Raw genomic sequence first — 19,629 nt, 5'->3', positions numbered from 1 at the left:
GTCGGCTCGGAGGAAGGCTGGGGAGAGGTCCGCGGCGGCGCGCCGCACGCGCTCCCCATCCCACACGCGGACGGGGCACGGCGCAGCCCGCCGCCCCTCGAACGGGTGATATCGCGAAGAACGCGCCCGTGGGAAGGGGTGGCGGGCCACACCGTGCCGGATCAGGTCAGCTCTGCGGACGGCGTCCGTGGTTGGCCGCGTGGTTGCGGCGGGCGCGCTTCTTGCGGCGGCGCTTCGAGGACATGGGACCTCCTCGGTCGTTCGGTGCGGTGCGGTTTCCGATGGGGCTCCTTACCGGATTCCACGTTTCCACACCGGTTTCCCGGCTGCCACGGGAGACTTCCGCCGACGCCTCGGCCTCGCGGCTATCCCGCGGCCCGGAAGACGAGCACGGTGTTGTGCCCTCCGAAGCCGAAGGAGTGGCTCACCGCCACCTCGACCCGCTGCTTCCGGGGCTCGCCGTGCACGACGTCGATGGAGAGCGCCGGGTCGAGCCGGCCGTGGTTGCCTGTCGGGGGGACGAGGCCGTGCTGGACGGTGAGCACGGTCACGGCGGCCTCCACGGCACCGGCGGCGCCGAACGTATGACCGGTCACGCCCTTGGTGGCGGTGACGCTGGGGCCGTGGGGGAGCAGGTCCTGAATCACCCGCCCCTCGATCAGGTCGTTGAGCGGCGTCCCGGTGCCGTGCGCGTTGACGTGATCCACGTCGGCCGCCGCCAGCCGCGCGTCGGCCAGGGCCAGCCGCAGCGCCCGCCGGACACCCGCGCCTTCGGGGTGCGGGGTGGTGGGGTGGTGGGCGTCCGTGGTCGAGCCGCAGCCCGTGAGCAGGGCGCGCGGCACCACTCCTCGCGCTCGCGCGTGCTCCGGGCGCTCCAGCACCAGGACGGCGGCCCCCTCGCCCATCACCAGGCCGTCGCGGTCGGCGTCGAAGGGGCGGCAGGCGGCGGCCGGGTCGTCGCGGCGGCGGGAGAGGACGCCCAGGCGGTCGAAGGCGACGACGTTGAACGGGGTGAGGGACGCTTCGGCGCCGCCTGCCAGGACGATGTCGCAGAGGCCGGCGGACAGCCAGAGCCGGGCCAGCGCCAGCGCGTCCGCCCCGGACGCGCAGGCGGTCACCGTGGCCATGCTGGGACCGAGGGCGCCGTACTCCAGGGCGACTTCGGCGGCGGCCATATTGATCAGACGCATGGGATGGGCCAGGGAGGAGACGCTGTTCGCGCCCCGTTCTCGCAGCCGCGCCTGCTGGAGACCGGCGCTCACGTCCCCGCCGCTGCTGCTCGTCATGACGACGCCGACACGGGACGCGTCCCACAGGGCGGGATCGAGACCGGCGTCGGACAGGGCCTCGCCGGCCGCCAGCAGAGCCACTTGGACGAAGCGGTCGAGGCGCCAGGCCTTGCGCCGCAGCGGGGCGAGGGCCTGGGCCAGGCCGGGTGGGAACGAGGCGCAGAAGTCCACCGTGTGTCCCTTGAGTTCGGGTGCACGTGTCGCGGTACCGGTGCCGGCGCAGACGGCGTCCCACGTCGCGTCACGGCCGATGCCTCCCGCGGTGAGCATGCCGACGCCGGTGACGGCCGCCTCCGTTACGCGCATCACCTCGCCTCCTCGGCCGGAGCGGGGGAGGCCTCCGCCCGCAGGGAGCGCAGGAGCCCTACCACGTCGGCGAGAGTGGCCTCACCGGGCACATCGACGTCGGCCATCGGGAAGCCGAGGCGGTCCTGCAGGATCAGTGACAACTCGGCGCGCGCGAGCGACTCCATGTCCAGGTCGCTCAGCCGCGTCGTCGGACCGACCTCCGTGCGCGGAATGCCGAAACTGTCCTCCAGGATGCCGGTCAGGACGACATAGAGATCGGACATGGCGAACCCTCTCCTCCGCTCGGGTGCTCGGGACGGCCCGGCGGTCACAGCCGCAGCCGCAGGAAACCCAGGCTCACACCGCTGGCGACGCCGACGAGCAGAACGGTGTCGCCCCGGCTCACCCGCCCTTCGCGGAGTGCGAGGTCCAACTGGAGTGGCAGGGTGGCCGATCCGGTGTTGCCGTGGGTCGTGATGGTGGTCGTCAGCCGTGCCCGGGGGATCCCGACGGCGGCGCACACGTCCTCGGCGGTCGCCTCGTTCGCGATGTGGGCGCAGCACAGGGAGACGTCGGCACCGACGGCCGCCGGGTGCCCGCCGGAGGGTGTCGGCGGCCGCGTGGCGAGTCCGAATGCCGTCCGGGTCATGGCGGGCAGGTCGAAGCGGCGCGGCGGAGTCCGCCACGGGGCACCGGGCAGCGGTACCGCGCCGGCGGTCCACGCCGAGGAGACCGCGCGCATGTCGAAACCGAGCAGGCCCGGTTCGTCCGCCGCCTCCAGCAGGACGGCCGCCCCGGTGTCCGAGATGGTGTACCGGGCCATGGAGTCCATGAAGTCACCGGGCCCGGTCACCGGGACCGAGGCGAAAGGGGTCAGCCGCTCCCCGCAGCAGACGAGGACACGCCGGTACGCTCCCGTCCTGATCAGCGCGTCACCGGTCTCCAGTCCGCTCAGGAAGCCGTTGCAGGCGTTCTTGACGTCGAACGCCGGGCAGGTGGCGCCCAGCCGGGCGCTCACCACATGGGCGGTGGCCGGTTCCAGCAGGTCGGAGGAGATCGCCGCGAAGATGATCAGATCCAGGTCGGCGGCCCGGACGCCCGACTCCGCCAACGCCCTCTCGGCGGCGGGGACCGCCAGCCCGGACGGCGGTGCGCCGTCCGGACCCACGTACCGGTGGGCGACGCCGGTGATCCGGCGGATCATTCCACGGGGCACGCGGAAATCCGGACTGCTCTTTTCGATGAGATCCTCGAGTTCCTCCGTGGGCATCCGCCGTTCCGGCAGAAAGGAAGCCACGGCGGCGATGCGGGAATAGGGATGCGGTGTCAAATCCCCTTCTCTTCCGTCGAGTCGACCAGTAGGGGCCCCACCATCTATACCCCGTCGGAGAGACGGAAACCGGAGAACGGTCGGTATGAAAATCCGACGGATTCCCGGTCGATGGATGCCTTCTCGCGGAGGGGAATCCCGGCCGCGCGTCACGGGTATTCATGGAGGCGGTTTCCCCATGAACACCGTCCGCGACCCGGGGAGTTCGTATGCGCAGTGTGGTCGTCACCGGAGCGAACAGCGGGATCGGCAGGGCGGCCGTCATCGCGTTGGCCCGCAGCGGCCTCGACGTGATCGGCACGGTACGGACCGAGGAGAAGGCGGGGGAGTTCACGGCGTCCCTCCGGGACGCCGATGTCTCCGCGCGGACCGTCCTGCTGGACGTCGCCGACCCCAAGAGCTGTGAGGCGGCCTTCGCCGAGATCGACGAGCTGACCGCCGGCGGCCCCTGGGCCGTCGTCAACAACGCGGGCGTCCAGCTCATGGGCGCGGTCGAGGACGTCACGGACGACGAGGCGCGGCACATTCTGGAGGTCAACCTGCTCGGCGCGGCCCGCGTCTGCCGGTGGGCGCTGCCCGCGATGCGCCGTCGGGGCGCCGGGCGCATCGTCAACGTCACGTCCCTGGCCGGGCTGATGGCCGCGCCGTTCAACGGCTGGTACGCCGCGAGCAAGCACGGGCTGGAGGCGTTGAGCGACTCCCTGCGCATGGAGAACGCCCGTTTCGGAGTGCGGGTCAGCCTCGTCGAACCGGGCTACTACGAGACGCGGATGATCCCGCTGGGAGCCGGCCGGCTCATGCGGCTGGCCACCGAGGGCGACTCGTCCCACCAGAACGCCTACGTCGTGGCCCTGGGCGGGCTGGCCCGGCGGCGGCCCTTCCCGCCGGCGGAGGAGGCGGCGGACGCGATCCGCCGGGCCGTCGGCGAGCGGCGCCCGGCCGCGCGCTACCGCGTCGGGCGCGAGACGCTGTTCGTCCGGGCGGCCCGCTGCGTACCGTCCGCGCTGACCGACGGCCTCCTGCGCCGGGCGGCCGGGCTGTACGGACCGGTGCCGCCCGGCCTCGGGGGATGAGCCCCGGCCTCAGCCGTTCCCTGGCGTGAGCACCATGCAGGAAGCCGCCACCCCCTGCCCGCCGTTGACGACGAGCAGGTGCTCGCCCGGCGCCACGACGGCTCGGCGCCGGGCGAACTCCAGGTTGGCGAGCGCGTCGCCCGCCCCGAGGTGGCCGGTGTGCGGGTCGGGGACGGACGCCTTCTCCCGCAGGGGCGCGGGGAGGACGGGCCGGACGAACGTCTCGGTGAACGGCGTGGCCAGCCGCGGCAGCAGGACGGCCGTGATGCCCGGGTCGGCCGCGTCCAGGTTCGCGTCGGCCAGGGCCTCCTCCACCACCGAGGTCAGACAGGCGCCGAACCGCTCCACGCTGTGCGCGGCCTCCTTCAGCCGGCGTTCGTCCTGGGGGCCGTCGGCGCCCGGCAGCCGGTGCCGCAGGTCCTGACCGGCCTCCATGATGTCCGCGCAGGTGTGGGCGCGGCTCACCAGGGAGCGCAGGGCCAGCCGCCCGGGCCCCCGGCACAGCACGACGGCCGCCGCCCCGTCCCCGCCGACCATCATCGTGGGCGCGGTCCAGCGCTGGCTGCCGTACTCCTCGAAGGTGTCGGACGACACGGCCGCCGCGAGGCCGATCCGGTCGTCGGTGAGCATCCGCGTCACCACCGTCTCCACGGCGGCGGCCCCGCCGTTGCACGCCTGGACGACGCCGACGGTCGAACAGTCCCCGACGGACAGCTCCTTGGCCAGCCGGAACGGCGGCGAGTACGGGGCGTTTCCCGCGCGGAGCACCCAGGCGTACGCCAGGGCGTCGAGGTCCTCCGGTGCACGGCCGGCCTCGGCCAGGGCCCGGCGGACCGCCTCGGCGGCCATGAACTCCGGCGTCTCGCCCCGGGTCCGGGGCACCTCGGTGACATCGGGCGGCGCGTCCCGGACGTCGTCGAGCACCCCGTCGATCACCGCGTCCTCCACCGAGCTCCGGCCGGCGGGCAGCCACAGGGCGCTGGACAGGACTCCGACGGCGGACGCGATACGCATGCTGCTCCTTCTGTGGCGGGGGAGTTCAGGGCTCACGGACGACGGGGGCGCGGCGGCGGCCCGGCAGCCACCAGTTCCAGCGGCCCGCCAGCGTCATCAGACCGGGAACGAGGACGCCGCGGACCAGGGTGGCGTCGACCACGACGCCCACCGACAGACCGGTGCCGACCATTTTCAGCGTGGTGATGTCGGAACTCGTCAGCGCCACCATCGCGCACACCACGATCAGTGAGGCCGCCGTCACCAGCCGGCCGGTGCGCTCCACGCCGTGGACCACGGAGGCGGTGTTGTCACCGGACGCCAGATAGGACTCGCGGACGCGGGCGAGGAGGAACACCTCGTAGTCCACGGACAGGGCGTAGGCCACGATCAGCGCCAGCAGGACCAGGGTGCCGTCGAGGAAGCCGGCGGCCGGGATGCCGCCGAACAGGAAACCAAGATGGCCGTCCTGGAAGACGTGGACCAGGCAGCCGAGGCAGGCGCCCAGGCTCACGGCCGCCACGGCCACAGCCTTAAGCGGGATCAGCAGACTGCGGGTGAACAGGCCGAGCAGCAGCGCGGTCACGGCCGCCGCCGCCCCGCAGGCGAGGGGCAGGGCGCCGACGAGCGCGTCCCGGGTGTCGGCGGCCCGCACCGCCTCGCCGCTCACCCGGCTCCGGCCGCCCGGCGCGGACAGCGCCCGGACGTCCCGGGCCAGCCGCTGGGCCTCCGGCGCGGCCGGGCCGGCGCGTGAGACGACGGTGAGCAGCGGGCCGCCCGGGGTGGCGTACCGCGCGGACGCCCCCTCGGGCAGGGGCCGGCGGGTGGCGCCGATGTAGCGGCCCGTCGCGGTACGGACCTCGGCCGCGCCGGGGAGGACCGCCAACCGCCGCGCGTGAGTGTCGAGTTCGGCGCGCTCCGTGCCGGGCGGCAGTCCGACGGTCAGGACGCGGTCGGGCGCCGGCGAGAAGTCCCGTTCCAGCCGCTGGGCGGCGCGGTACGGGCCGCTCTCCGCCGACAGGGAGCGGGCGTCGCCCGGGGCGAAGCGGACGTGCCCCGACGGCAGGGCGAGCAGGGCGAGGACGGCCAGGGCGCCGGCCGAGCACAGCACGGGCCGCCGGCACACGGTCGTCGCGATCCGCCGCCAGGCGCCGGACCGCTCCGGACCGGCCGGGCCGGCCCGCCGGAGCCGCGCGAACAGGTCCCACCGCTCCAGGTGGCCGTCCCAGGCGCGCAGCAGCACGGGCACCAGCAGCACGGCCACCGCCGCGGACAGCGCGGCGACCAGGAGGACGGCCACGGTGACGGCGCGCAGGAAGCCGAAGGGGACGGCGAACAGGGCGCACGAGGACAGGGCGACGATCCCGGCGGACACCACCACCGTCCGTCCCGCCGTGCGCCGGGCGCGTGCCACGGCCTCCGGGAGCGGGACGCCCGCCGCGCGCTCCTCGCGGAAGCGCGTCACCACGAACAGGCCGTAGTCCACGGCCAGTCCGAGCCCCAGCGCGCAGGAGATGTTCGCCGCGTAGACGGAGATCTCCATGGCGGCGGCCAGCGCGCCCAGGCAGGCCAGCGCCCCCACCACCGCGAGCACCCCGGTGATCAGCGGGATCAGGGCGGCCACCGCCGAACGGAAGACGAACAGCAGGACGAGGGCGGTCAGCGGGAGAGCGATGAGCTCGCCGGTCAGCAGGTCGCGGCGGCTCTCCCGCAGCCCTTCGGCGCTCACCCAGGCGGGCCCGGCGGCCGCGACCGCGACCGGGCCGCGCTCGCCGGTCAGCCGGGGAACGAGCGTACGGGCCGTCCGGGTGGCCGTGCCCTCGTCCGCCGCGAGGTCCACGGTGACCAGGGCGGTACGGCCGTCCCGGGCGCGCAGGGCGGGGTCCTTCACCGTCCAGTAGGAGGCCGCGGAGACGACCCCCGGGGCGGCGGCCACCCGCCGCTCCAGGGCGCGCCCCGCCTCGGCCACGGGCGCGGAGTCCACGTCCGCCGTCCGCGACACCGGGCTGACGAGCAGGACCAGGTCCGGGTCCGCGGCCCCGTAGCGGGCGCCGAGCACGGCGTCGTCCGCGCGGAGGGCGGTGCCGTCGGGCAGGAAACCGCTGTTGGCGAGCCGGCCGAGACCCGTCAGGCCGGCCCAGCCCAGGAACGCTACGGCGACCGCCGCGACGGCGAGCACCACACGAGCCGAGCGTGTCATACGCATCCCCCGGTCCCCTCCGGCGCCGAACGGCCGCCGCCCCTCTGTCCCTTCCCTCTTTTCGCGGACGGTCCGACCCCGGGGAGAAAGAAAAATTCCCCGCCTTCCGCGAAGAAAATGAAGTGATGGTCGGACAAGCACGCCCGTGAATTCCCACGTGATTCCCCGGGTATGTTCCGCGAATGCGGCGTATCGCAGTCATAGGGGCGGGAGCGGCCGGTGCGTGCGTGGTCGAAAGTCTCGCCGCGACGCTGACCGGACCCTGCGAGCTGACCGTACTGGACGGCGCTCCCTTCCCCTGGCGCGGCCGGGCCTACCAGCCCGACGGCCCCGACGTCATCACCAACATTCCCCTGTCCCACATGTCCCTGCGGGCCGCGGACCCCACCCACGCCCTGCGCCGGCTCGCCGCCCGCGCCCCCGGATCCGTCGACGCCCACGGCCTCACCGCCCGCGCCCTCTACGGCGACTACCTGGCCGAGACGCTCTCCCGGACCTGGCGCCGGCTCGCCGGCCGGGGCTGGCGGCTGCACGCCGTCCCCGCCCACGTCCGCCGACTGGTCCCGGAGGGGGACGGGACGCGGGTGACGACGGCCGACGGGCGGGACGGGCACTTCGACCACGTCGTCCTCTGCGCCGGCCCGGCCGCCCCGGCGGATCCGTACGAGCTCGCCGCCGCCCCCCGCTACGTCGCCGTGCCCTTCCCCCTCGCCCGCACCCTGCGCGACGTCGGACCTGACGACCGCGTGGGCGTCCTCGGCTCCGGACTGACGGCCGTGGACATCGTCGCTGCCCTGGCGGCCCGCGGCCACCGGGGGCCCGTGCTCCTGGCGTCGCGGAGCGGCCTGCTGCCGTCCGTGGCCCCGGCCGGACCGCCGCCGCCCCTCCGCCACCTGACCCTGCCGCGCCTGGAGGCACTGGCGGCCGCCGAAGGCCGGCCGGTCTCCCGGGAGCTCCGGGCGCTGCTCACCGCCGAACTGCGCGACGCCGGCTGCCCGGAGACCACGTTGTGGAGCGAACTGGCCGCCGGAGAGCCGCCCTTCGAGCGGCTGCGCCGCCGACTGGCCGACCCCGGGGCCGGCGGGGCCGCCCTCGCCGTCCTCCGCCAGGCCCTCCCGCGGTTCGCCGGACAGGCGTGGGCCCTGCTGCCGGAGGACGAACAGGCCGCCCTGTGGAACCGCTTCGGCCGCGCCGTCACCAGCCTGTGCTGCCCCATGCCCCGGCACCGGGCGGAGCTGCTGTTGCGCCTGCACGACGCGGGCCGGCTGCGGGGCGCGGACGGCCTGACGCGGGTGACGCCGGCCCCGGGCGGCGGATTCGACCTTGTGGCCCACGGCACCGCACACCACGTGGACGTCCTCTTCAACGCGCTCAACCCGGGTGCCCCCGGCTCCGGTTCGCCCAGCGCGGCGGAGGCCTCCGTCGCCGTGCTCCCCGGGGCCGCCCACCCGCTCGGCGGCCTGCGCACCGAGCGGCGCACCCACCGCGTCCCCGGGGCCGGCCTCGGGCCGGCGGCCCTCCACGCGCTCGGCCACGCCACCCGCGGCGGGGTCCTCTTCCACTTCGGCATGCCCAGCCTCGTCCACCAGAGCGGGCTCGTCGCCCGCGATCTGGCCGCCGCGGACGGTCCGTTCCGCGACGGCCGGACGGTCAGCGCAGCGGCACGTCGACCCAGGACGGCGAGTCCGCGGACGACGAGACCTCCACCGGGGCCAACGGCCGGTTGCGGGACAGCACCTGGGAATCCGTCGTCCCGATCACCAGCCCCACGCGGTGGCCCGCGGGCAGGTCGTAGGCCGTCGGCCTGAGCGGGAATCCGGCGGTGAACGCCCGGCCCGGGACCTGCCCGTCGAAGGTGTACGGCGCCCAGGTCATCAGCCGTCCCATGCCCAACCGGTCCACGTCGAGGAGGTAGACCACGAGCGTCCCCCGGGCGGCGGAGGGGGTGACCGTGAGGCGTACGCGGGGCGTGCCGCGCACGGGCCACGGCGCGTCCGGCCGCTCGGAGGCCCACACCGCCCCGGTACCGCGCGGGACCAGGGCCAGCGGCCGGGGCACCTGGGCCCCGGCGACGGACTCCAGGAACCGCTGGACGGCGATGACCCCGCTGTCCGCCACCGTGCCGAATCCGGCCGTCAGCCGCGTTCGCGCCGCCGCTCCCGGGACGTCCGTCAGAGCGCCGCCCGCCCCCAGGTGCAGCCGGCGGGTCGTCCGGGTCATCGCCGCCCAGCTCGGGTACCCCTCGAAGGGCCGGGCCGCGCCGAAGAGGGGACCGCTGTTCACCGGCTTCACCAGCAGGGGCGGCTCGGCGTCCACCCCGTTGGGCACGCCCCGGAGCGCGTGGTCGAGCCAGCGGAAGGCGGATTCCCACACCTCGTTCGGCAGCACGGCTCCGCCCAGCTCGGCTCCGACGTGGTCCCCGGGCCGGATCTCCATGCGCTTCGGGCCCCGGAGCCGGTCGAAGAACTCGCCCTTCGACCCCAGGGGCGTGTAGCTGTCACCCCATGCCTGGGCGATGAACAGGGCCGTGCCCCGCCGGTTGTACCGGTCGAGGTAGGTGACCGCCGAGCGGGGCGCGGCCCAGGCCTCCAGCCGGCGGGCGTCCTGGGCCATCACGTCGCGGAGCGGGCCGCCGCGGTCGTCGGACGCGCCGCGGACGGCGCCCGTCAGCGCGTACCCGAGTCCGGGCGGCAACGGGGTGCCGTTGGACCACAGCACCTCTCTCGTGTCCGTCCAGCCGCTCAGCGCGGCGGCGGCCGAGACGCGCGCGTCGGCCGCCGCGCCGAGCAGGCTCAGCGCCCCGCCGTACGAGAGGCCCAGCGTGCCGATGCGGCGGGCGTCGGCCGTGGTGTGGGCCAGCGACCAGTCGATGACACGGGACACGTCCGCCTGGTCCAGCGGGCCGGTCAGGTCCGACCGGCCGCCCGAACCCCCGTGTCCCCGGGCCGCGTACAGGACGACGGTGTAGCCGCGGCGGGCCAGGGCGAGCTGGCTCCTGCGGAAGAAGGACTCGTCGACCAGCCAGGACCGGACGAAGACGACCAGGGGGTGGCTGCCGGGAGTGCCGGGCTCGGCGGCGCTGCCGCGCAGCGGAACGCCGCCCTGCCCCGGGATGACGACCGGACGGACGGTCACCCGTTCCGGCCCGTCCGCCCGCACGGCCGGTACGGGCCAGGAGAGCGCGGTGGCGGCGGCGACGGCCAGCGCGCCGGCCGCGCGCCGGAGTCTTCGGCCCGCCCGGCGCCGGGCGGGGGACAGGGAGCGGGGGAGGCGGAGACGGATCATGGATTCCCTTCGGTCGTCGTCGGGGGCGGGAGCGCGGTGTCACGGATTCCCGGCCGGGACTCCGGCGTCCGTGGGCGTGCCGCGACCGAGCCGGGTCAGGGCCCGCTCCGCGAGGCTGGTGATGCTCCTCGCGTCCATGAGCTCCACCGCCGGGATCTCGCATCCCAGCCGGCGCGCGAGGACGCCCACGAGCTCGGCCGCCATCAACGAGTCCAGGCCCAGCCGGTCCAGTGGCCGCTGCCGGTCGAGCCGGCCGGGGTCCGTCTGCAGGACGTCGGCGATCGCCCGGCTCACGGTCTCGGCCACCAGCTCGCGCGCCTCGTCGGGGCCGGCCTCGGCCAACCGCCGCCGCAACCGCCGTGCGGAGTCCTCCCGTTCGGTCCGCGCCAGGGTGAACAACCCCGCGAAACGGGGTGTCGAGACCACCGGGAAACGCGTGGCCAGCCGCGCCCAGTCCGGCCGGGCGGCGGAGACCGCCGTGGCGTCCGCCGCGAGCAGCGTGTCGAGCTCGGAGCACGCCTCCGCCGCGGTCAGGGCCCCCAGACCGGAACGGACCAGGACGGTGTCCAGCCCGGTCCTGGACACGTACCCGGTGTCGCCGATGACCCCCCAGGCGACGGAGAGGCCGTGGCGTCCGGCCGCCCTGCGGGACCGGGCCAGGGCGTCCAGGAAGAGGTTCCCGGCCGCGTAGCCGGCCTGGTGGTTGTTGCCGACGACGGCGGCCAGGGAGGTGCAGCAGACGAAGAAGTCGAGCGGGTCGCCGGCGGTGGCGGCGTCCAGCAGCAGGCCGCCCAGCATCTTGGGGGCCAGCGCGGTGCGGATGCGGTCCTCGGTGAGCTCGGCCAGCGGGGCGTCGTCCAGGGCGATCGCGGCGTGCACGACCCCCTTGAGCGGCCGGCCCGCCACCCGGGCGTCCCGCACCAGCGCGGCCACGTCCGCCGGGTCGCACACGTCCGCGGCGCGGACCGTCGCCCGCGCCCCGCGGCCGGCCAGCTCGTCGACGAGCTCCCGGGCGCCCGGTGTGGCCTCGCCCCGCCGCCCGGCCAGGACGAGATGACGCGCGCCGCTGTCGGCGAGATGCCGGGCGAACGCCGCTCCGAGCCCGCTCAGCCCGCCGACGACGAGGTAGGACGCGTCGGGGTCCGGCCCTGGGGGCGTCCGGTCCGTCCCGACCGGCGGCGGTTCGTCGAAGGTCACCACCACCTTGCCCACGTGCCGGGAGTGGCGCAGGGCCCGGAACGCCTCGTAGACCCGGTCGGCTGGATACTCCTCCCGGGGCAGTGGCGCGTAGGCGCCCTCCCGCACCCGGTCGAACACCTCGCAGGGCACCTGCGGCGGCAGGGCGTCGGCCTGGAGCAGCTGGTTGAGGTCCATCGCGAAGAACGAGAGGCTCCGGTGGAACAGCGCCATCGGCAGTCGGCCGTCCCCCTCGATGTCCCGCTTGCCGAGCTCGACGAACCGGCCGCCGGCCCGCAGCAGTTCGGCACTGCGCACCAGGGCCTCCCCGGCGAGGGAGTTGAGCACCACGTCCACGCCGCGGCCGTCCGTCAGCTCCCGGACCTGCCGGGGGAAGGCCAGGTCGCGGGAGTCCAGGACGTGCTCGGCGCCCAGCAGCCGCAACAGGTCCCGTTTGGCCGGGGTACCGGCCGTGGCGATCACCCGGGCGCCGCGGGCGCGGGCGAAGCGCAGCGCGGCGAGGCCGACGCCGCCGGCCGCGCCGTGCAGCAGGAGCGTCTCACCGGGGGCGAGCCGGGCGAGGTGCTCCAGCGCGTGGTGGACGGTCAGCCAGACGACGGGCAGGGTGGCCGCGGCGGCGAAGCCCATGCCGTCGGGGATCCGGCCGGTCAGCCGCCGGTCGGCGACGACGTGGGAGGCCAGGGAGCGGGGTGCCATGGCGCACACCCGGTCGCCCGGGGCCAGGCCGGTGACCTCGGGGCCGACGGCCGTGACCACGCCCGCGCACTCCAGCCCCAGGCACTGCCCCTGTTCGGTGACCGACGCCGAGCCCGGACGCAGCAGCCCCACGCTCTCCATCACGTCCCGGTAGTTGAGCCCCGCCGCGCGTACCTCGATGCGTACGCCGTGCGGGCCCGTGGCGGGCGGTGCGGCCGGGGCCCAGGCCAGGCGGTGGGAGAGGCCGGGATCGTGTACTTCGAGCCGGTAGGGTGCGGGCCGGGACTCCCGCCGGGGCGGGGGCAGGGGCCGGACCCGGGCCGCGAACCGGCCGCCCGGGGTGAGCAGGACCTCGTCCTCGTCGTCGGGGTCGAGCAGGTCCAGGGCCAGGCGTTCCACGCCGGTGCCGGGGGCGACGGCGATCCGGCGGACCGTGAGGGCCGGGTGCTCGGTGGCCAGGCAGCGGGCGGCGGCCCAGGGCACGGCGTCGTCGGGGCGGACGGCCTCCGCCGGGCCGGGCAGCACGGCGCCGGCCGGGGTGACCAGCCACAGCGCGGAGACGGGCGCGGCTCCGGGGACGGCGTAGGCGCGGGCGAGGGCGGCCAGGACGGCGGTCCTGCGCACGGCGTGCGCGGTGCGGGCGGCGGGGTCCGCCGGCAGCGGCTCCCCGTCCGTCAGCAGGACCACCCGGCACGGCTCCTCTCCCGCCGGTGCCGCCCAGGCCCGGGCCCAGCCGGCGGCGTCCCGGGGCGGTGCGGTGCGGTGCACGGCGGCGCCGGCGTCGGCCAGCAGGGCGGCGAGTTCGCGGGCGGGCGCCCCGTCGGGCTGTTCTGCGGCGATCACCCAGCGTCCCTTGGCGGGCGGCGGGGGAGCGGGACGGGCGACGGCGCCGCCCCGGGGGCGCCGCCCGGTCAGCACGGTGGTGGTGGGGGTGGGATCCGCCGGATCGGCGCCCAGGGCCATGACGTCCTCGAAGCCGCAGACCGTCAGCAGTTCCTCCCACCGCTCGGGCGGCAGAAGAGGCGAGTCGGGCCGCAGGCCGGTGTCGGTGAAGGACCAGAACTCCTCCAGGGGACCGAAGAAGGCGGCGGTCGAGGCGGTGTCGTGCATCTCGACGGCCACCAGGAGTCCGCCCGGCGCCAGCAACCGGGCCAGCCCGTCCACCGCCTGCCGCACGTCCCGGGCGACGTGCAGCGAGTGGTGGGCGACCACCACGTCGAACGACGCCTCGGCGAATCCCTGCCCGCCGGCCGGGCGGTTGAGGTCGAGGAGCTCGTAGCGGATGACGTCGTGGCCGGAGAAGCGGCGCCGGGCCGTCGGGAAGAAGGCGGGCGAGACGTCGGTGAAGACGTACTCCGTCCGGTCGGCGGGCAGCACGTCGACCAGCCGGTCGGTCATCCCGCCGGTGCCGCCGCCGACCTCCAGGACGCGCAGCGGCCGGTCGGCGGGCCAGCCGGCGACCACCGCCCGAAGCAGTTCCCGGGCGGCGCCCAGCCGGTTCTCCATGAACGGCAAGTGGCTGTAGAACCGGTCGATGAGATGCCGGTCGGGATCGGCGAAGAGGATCTCCCGGGGGTCCAGGCGGCCGCGCAGGACGTCCGCGAGGTGCGTTCCGCACCGGGCGTACAGCGTGAAGAGGGGCGCCGCTCCTGGGAACGCGCGGAGGGCGGCGTCCAGGACGGGGCCGGGACGCGGCGCGGCGGCGGCCCGCCAGCGCGGCGGTCGGCCCGGTGCCTCCGACAGCCGGGTCAGCAGCCCGTGCTCCGCCGCGACGGGCAGCAGTGCGGCCACGAAGCGGCGGTGCCGGTCCGCCATCCCCGCCGCGACCAGGTCGTCAAGCGAGAAGGCCGCCGCGCTGTCGGCCCCCGCCTCCGCCGGCAGCCGCAGCACCGCGGCGGCCGTGAAATGGGCGATGGTCTCCAGGACCCGCAGGCGACAGGCCCGGTCCCGGGTCTCCCTGGCGAGAGCGTCGGCCGTCGCGTGCCACCGGCCGACCGCGGCGGCGAGCTCCCGGGCCGGGGGCAGCGGGGCGTCGGCGGCCGGGTGGGGGAGGCGGGGATGGTGCCTGGCCCGCAGGGTCTCGGCGCAGCGGAGCACCGGCGCGGCGCCGCCTGCCGCGAAGCGGCGGACCCGTGCCCCGGTGAACTCCACGGCCGTCCGGCCCTGTGCGTCGAGGAGGACGGCGTCGAAGACCGTCTCGGCGGGCCCGCGCTCGCGCAGCCGCAGCCGGATCCGGCCGCGCGCCGACGGGCTCCGCCACATCCGCACCCGGTCGATCGAGGCGGGCAGGAACGGTGTATCGGTCCCGCCGACCGGGAGCAGCAGCGGATTGACGGCCTGGAGGACGGCGTCCAGGATCACCGGGTGGGCCCGGAGCCCGTCGAGGGCCACTCCCGCCGTGTAGTCGGCGTGGACCTCGCGGTCGTCGAACCGGAGCCGGTCGAGGACCCGGAAGGCGGGCCCGTAGGACACCCCGCAGTGGACGGCCCGGGCGTAGTGCTCCGCCGCGCCCCACACCCGGACGTCCCGCCCGGCGGGTTCCGGCGGGCCGGCGGGTTCCGGTTCGGGGTCCAGCAGCGGCCGGACCCGGGCCCGGGCGTGCAGCCGCCAGTCACCCGCGCCGTCCGGCCTGGCGGAGAATCGGAAGAGGTGGTCCTCGTCGGAGAGCGCGACCTGGAACCGCACTGTCGCCGCGTCGTCCTCCTCCGGCAGGGGCAGGGCCCGCGCGAAACGCAGGCCGAGCACCTCCACGGGCCCGTCGAAGGTCTCCCCGGCGGCCGCGAACGCCGCCTCCAGATAGGCGGCGCCGGGCAGGACGACGCTGTCGCCCACCCGGTGGTCGTCCAGCCAGGGCAGCAGGGCGGGGTCCAGCGGGCCCGACCAGGACGGTTCGAGACCGGGCAGGCGGGTGCCGAGCAGGGGGTGCGCCGGGGGCGCGTCCCCGTCGGTGGGGGAGAGCCACCACCCGGGGTCGCCGTTCCAGTGCCGTTCGCGCTGCCAGGGGACGGGGGGCAGGTCGACGACTCGGCCCGGCCGGGGGAAGTGCGCCCCCCAGTCGACCCGTCCGCCGTACGCGAGGACCTGGGAGACGGCCCGGCGCGTCTCCTCGACGCCGTCGCCGTCGCGGGTGCACGTCCGGACGACCGCGGGACGGCCGCCGTCTGGGCCGGTGAGCCGGGTGAGGTAGCCGGCGGTCACCGGGTGCGGGCCGATCTCCACGAACACGTCGCAGCCTTCGCCCAGCAAAGTCCGCGCGGCGGCGCCGAACAGCACCGGGCGGCGTACGTTGTGCCACCAGTACGTGGTGTCGAGGGCGGCCCCGGGCAGCAGGCCGCCGGTCACGGACGAGGCGAAGGGAACGGACCCGGCGGCGGCGCCAACGTCGCCCAGCAGCTCGCGTAGCGGCTCCTCCACCGGGTCCATCGCCGGGGTGTGGAAGGCGTAGTCGAGATCCAGCGGGCGGTGGAAGACGCCGCGGGCCGCCAGCCGTTCCCCCAGGTCGGCGAGGTCGGCGGCGTCCCCGGCCAGGGTCACGTCCCGCGGGCTGTTGACGGCGGCCACCACCAGCCGCCCGCCGTACGGCCCGACGGCCGCCCGGGCCTCGTCCTCCGGCAGCCCGACGGCGGCCATCCGGCCCCGTCCGGCGGTGGGCGCCTGGGCCAGGCTGCGCGCGGCCACGACCCGGGCGGCCGTCTCCGCGTCCAGCAGCCCGGCGGTCCGCGCGGCCGCGACCTCCCCGACGCTGTGGCCCAGCACGCCGGCCGGCCGGACGCCCAGCGCGTCGAGCACGGCCACCAGCCCCGACTGCACCGCGTACAGCAGCGGTTGGGCGACCTCGGTCCGCCGCAGCCGGTCCGGCCCGACGGGCTCGGCGAGCGCGTCCAGGACCGACCAGCCCAGGTGGGGGCGGAGGGCGGCGTCGACGCGCTCCAGCTCCGCGCGGAACACCGGGTCGCGCTTGAGCAGATCGGCGCCCATCCCGGACCACTGCGAGCCGTTGCCGGAGAAGGCGAAGGCGATCCCGCCGCACGGCTGCGCACGCCCCGCCGCGGCCGTCCCCACCCGGCGGCCGTCCGCGACGCCGGCCAGGCCCTCGGCGGCCTCCGCCGGACCGGTGGCCAGCACGACCGCCCGGTGGGCGTGGTGCGTCCGGCGGCGGCAGGCGGTGTACGCCAGGTCGGGGAACGCGGCGTCCGGGACCGCCCGCAGCCGGTCGGCCATGCGGCGCGCCGCGACCGTCAGCGCGGGGGCGGTGTGCGCGGTCACCACGACCGGCAACGGGTTCGGGCGGCCGTTGCCCCGAGGGGCGGGCAGGGCCACGGCGCCGGCCCGGGCGTCCGGCGCCGGTGCCACGACGGCGTGCGCGTTGGCGCCGCCGAAACCGAAGCTGTTGACGCCGACGACCGGGCGCGGACGCTCGGCCAGGGGTTCCGAACGCAGCGCGGGGCGCAGGCCGAGGCCGGCGAAGTCGATGGCGGGACTGAGCGGTTCGGCGTGGAGCGTCGGCGGTACCGTGCCGTGCCGGAGCACCAGCAGGGCCTTGACCAGCCCGGCCATGCCCGCCGCCGCCTCCAGATGCCCGAGGTTCGACTTCACCGATCCGACGGGCAGCGCGCCGTCCGCGCGCCGCGAGCCCAGGGCGCGGCCGACGGCCTCGCACTCCACCGGGTCGCCCGCCGGGGTGCCGGTGCCGTGCACCTCCAGGTACACCAAATCGTCCGGGGCGATGCCCGCGCCGCCGTACACCTCCTCCAGCAGGGCCTGTTGGCTCGCGCGGTCGGGCAGGGCCAGGCCGCGCGTCCGGCCGTCGCAGTTCGTGCCCGTGGCCACGATCAGCCCGTGGACGCGGTCGCCGGCCGCGAGGGCGTCGGAGAGTCGTTTGAGTACGACCACCGCCGCGCCCTCGGCGCGGACGTAACCGTCCGCCGCGGCGGAGAACGGCCGGCAGCGGCCGGTGGGCGAGAGCATCGACGCGGCCGAGAAACCGGCGAACCCGAAGGGGTTGAGGAGGACGTTCACCCCGCCGGCCAGGGCCGCCGGGCCGATGCCCGCCCGCAGGTGGGCGCAGGCGCGGTGGACGGCGGTCAGCGCGGACGAGCACGCCGTGTCCAGGGCGACGCTCTCGCCGTGCCAGTCGAAGTGGTGGGAGATCCGGTTGGCGGCGATGGCGGTCGCCATGCCGGTCATGGTGTGCGTGTCGATCGTCCCGGGGCGGTTCGTCTGGAGGTCGCCGTAGTCCCGGGAGGAGATGCCCACGAACACCCCCGTGGCCGTGCCCTCCCACTCCTCGCGGCACAGGCCCGCGTCGTCCACGGCCTCGACGGCCGTCTCCAGCAGCAGCCGCTGCTGGGGGTCGATCCGTGCCGCCTCGCGCGGGGCGATGCCGAAGTAGCCGGCGTCGAACTCCGCGACCGAGTCCAGGAACCCCCCGGCCGCCGTGCGGCTCTTGCCCGGCCGTCGACGCCGGGGGTCCGTGAAGAAACGGGCGTCGAACCGGTCCGGCGGCACCTCGCCCACCAGGTCGCGGCCGGCCGCGAGCGCCTCCCACAATCCCTCGGGGGAGTCGATGCCACCGGGAAAGCGGCAGGCCATCCCCACGACGGCGATGGTGTCGTCCAAGGGGCCGGTCCGGTGGCGGCGGCCACGCCGGGCGTGCTGGGCGTGCTGGGGCACGGGCATCTCCCTTGTCGAAGGCTCTTGCCCTCCTGTCGCTGTGCCGGGCAAGGGAGGCTTTCCGGAGGGCAATTGGCGAAAACCGGGTGCACATCCGTGCGGCGGGGGGAGGGTGGCACGTCCGCGACAGTGTGATGAAGGGCTTATGTGTCCGACGATGGCTCGGGCGCCGCCCTCGGCGCTGCCGGCCCCCCCGCCGGCCGGTTCTCGCCCCCCCCTGCCCGTCCCCCGGCCCCTTCCCCCGCCCCGCACGCGGCCTGGCTCCGCCCACGTCCGCGCCGCCCCGGCGCGCGCCGCTCCGAGCCGGCGCCGGACCGGCGCCGCGTGACGGTACCGGCGGGGCGCCGAGGGCGGCTTTCCGGCGCGGAACGGCGTCGTCACCTCCCCCGCGCGGGCGGGCGGCGACGAGCCGGCGAGGGGGAGGCGGGGTGGCGGGGTTCCGGAGGCGGTGCGGCATGAAAGGGCCGGTACCGGGTCCACCGGCACCGGCTGGGGAGCCCGGCGGCCGACAGGATGCGCGGCGCGTCCCGGCGACCGGGGCGGAGGGGGCGCCACGACCCGGCCACCGGGCGCACGGGCCACCGGACGGCGCGCGGTGGACCGCGCGTGAGTCCGGAGTGCCACTGTCCGCCGTCCGGGGCCGGCGGCGCACCGCGACCGGTCCGGTTCGGCCCCGCCGCTTGCCCCCGCCGCCTACCCCCGCGGCAGCAGCCGCCGCGCCCGTTCCGCCTGCCAAGCGTCTCCCAACGCCTCGAACTCGCCCACGAGTCCGGCCACCAGAGCGTCGTCGCGCGGCCCGGCGTCGTCGAGCAGGCGTATCAGGGTGACGCGGGCGAGCTCGGTCTGGCCCTGGAGGCGGGCCAGGCGGGCCCAGAAGAGCGGGGGTTCGTCCTCCGGGGCGGGGGCGCCGGCGCGGAAGGCGTCCGTCGCCCACCGCACCAAGTCCTTGGCAGAGGAGGGCAGTCCGGGCAGGGCGCCGCGCAGCGTCAGCAGTAGGGCGTGGTCCGCGGCGTCGCCGTACCGGGCCAGCGGGGCGGCCGCCCCCGACAGCAGGTCCGCCGGGTCCCCCGCGCGGACTCCGTGCCGGAGCAGGGCGCGCAGCGACGGCACGTCCTCCGGCCGGTGGTCGTGGCGGACGGCGGCCAGGACGCCGGCCCGGCGCCCCGGGTCTGCTGCGACGGCCTCATGGCAGGCGGTGTCGGCGCGCATCAGCGCCAAGTCGGCGCGGCCCGGGGTGAGGACCGTCTCCCGGACCGGCGCCCGCAGGGTCTCATCCACCTGGTACGCGCAGCCCTCGGCGGCGTTGAGCAGGACGAAGTCGGGCTCCGTGCGCCGCTCCGCGCGCTCCGTGGCGGCGAGCAACTCCCGTGCCGGGCGCGGTCGCAGGCCGAGCCCGGACAGCAGCCGCTCGCGGTCCGCGTCGAACTCCGGGCCGTAGTGCTCCCGGAACTCCTCCTCGCTCTCGGCCAGTCCCCGGGCCAGCGTCGCGTCATCGTCCTCGGACGACAGACAGCCGGCCTCCCCGGGCAGGCCGATGAGGATCTCCAGGGCTTCGTCGAGACTTTCGGCCAGCAGCCCGGCCGAGCCCTCCGAGTCGGCGTGCAG

Annotated in this window: 9 protein-coding genes and 1 pseudogene; 2 read left to right on the top strand and 8 right to left on the bottom strand. The window is 76.2% G+C overall.

From position 1 onward, the window contains the following. Positions 1–365 precede the first annotated feature (365 nt). From ACH4PU_RS14505 to ACH4PU_RS14495, 3 genes are read right to left on the bottom strand one after another with little or no spacing between them, the layout of a single operon-like run. Positions 366–1,595 (bottom strand): beta-ketoacyl-[acyl-carrier-protein] synthase family protein, encoded by a 1,230-nt coding sequence (locus tag ACH4PU_RS14505; RefSeq protein ID WP_398271242.1) that lies wholly within the window; start codon positions 1,593–1,595, stop codon positions 366–368. Next, positions 1,595–1,861: an acyl carrier protein gene (locus tag ACH4PU_RS14500; protein WP_398271240.1), complete on the bottom strand. Its 267-nt coding sequence runs from the start codon at positions 1,859–1,861 to the stop codon at positions 1,595–1,597. Before ACH4PU_RS14500 ends, ACH4PU_RS14505 begins: the two co-directional genes overlap by 1 nt. 44 nt (positions 1,862–1,905) lie before the next feature. Next, on the bottom strand, positions 1,906–2,793 hold the full coding sequence (locus ACH4PU_RS14495) for a 3-oxoacyl-ACP synthase III family protein (protein WP_398271238.1): 888 nt from the start codon (positions 2,791–2,793) through the stop codon (positions 1,906–1,908). A 323-nt stretch (positions 2,794–3,116) separates the two neighbouring features. On the opposite strand from ACH4PU_RS14495, the gene ACH4PU_RS14490 reads away from it, so the two are divergent. Beyond that, positions 3,117–3,980, top strand: coding sequence for an SDR family oxidoreductase (locus tag ACH4PU_RS14490; protein WP_398271236.1), 864 nt, complete (start codon positions 3,117–3,119; stop codon positions 3,978–3,980). Between the two features lie 9 nt (positions 3,981–3,989). Here ACH4PU_RS14490 and ACH4PU_RS14485 read toward each other — a convergent pair whose 3' ends face one another. Both ACH4PU_RS14485 and ACH4PU_RS14480 read right to left on the bottom strand, forming a co-directional pair. After that, positions 3,990–4,994, bottom strand: coding sequence for a hypothetical protein (locus ACH4PU_RS14485; protein ID WP_398271234.1), 1,005 nt, complete (start codon positions 4,992–4,994; stop codon positions 3,990–3,992). 25 nt (positions 4,995–5,019) lie between these two features. Beyond that, a complete protein-coding gene (locus ACH4PU_RS14480) occupies positions 5,020–7,179 on the bottom strand; it encodes an MMPL family transporter (protein WP_398271232.1) in 2,160 nt (719 codons plus the stop codon). Between the two features lie 176 nt (positions 7,180–7,355). On the opposite strand from ACH4PU_RS14480, the pseudogene ACH4PU_RS14475 reads away from it, so the two are divergent. Next, positions 7,356–7,802 (top strand): annotated as a pseudogene (locus ACH4PU_RS14475) (FAD/NAD(P)-binding protein); the annotation flags it as partial. Between the two features lie 1,021 nt (positions 7,803–8,823). Here the strand turns inward: ACH4PU_RS14475 and ACH4PU_RS14470 are convergent. From ACH4PU_RS14470 to ACH4PU_RS14460, 3 genes are all read right to left on the bottom strand, one after another. Continuing rightward, a complete protein-coding gene (locus ACH4PU_RS14470) occupies positions 8,824–10,458 on the bottom strand; it encodes an alpha/beta fold hydrolase (RefSeq protein ID WP_398271230.1) in 1,635 nt (544 codons plus the stop codon). A gap of 39 nt (positions 10,459–10,497) precedes the next feature. After that, positions 10,498–18,024, bottom strand: a complete 7,527-nt coding sequence (locus ACH4PU_RS14465; protein ID WP_398271228.1) for an SDR family NAD(P)-dependent oxidoreductase — start codon at positions 18,022–18,024, stop codon at positions 10,498–10,500. A gap of 693 nt (positions 18,025–18,717) precedes the next feature. Then, complete coding sequence (locus tag ACH4PU_RS14460) at positions 18,718–19,386, bottom strand: hypothetical protein (RefSeq protein WP_398271227.1); 669 nt, start codon at positions 19,384–19,386, stop codon at positions 18,718–18,720. Positions 19,387–19,629 lie beyond the last annotated feature (243 nt).

Source organism: Streptomyces sp. NPDC021100 (assembly GCF_044333095.1).
Lineage (GTDB): Bacteria > Actinomycetota > Actinomycetes > Streptomycetales > Streptomycetaceae > Streptomyces.
Note: the sequence above shows the minus strand (reverse complement) of the source record. Positions and strands in the feature narration are given on the sequence as shown.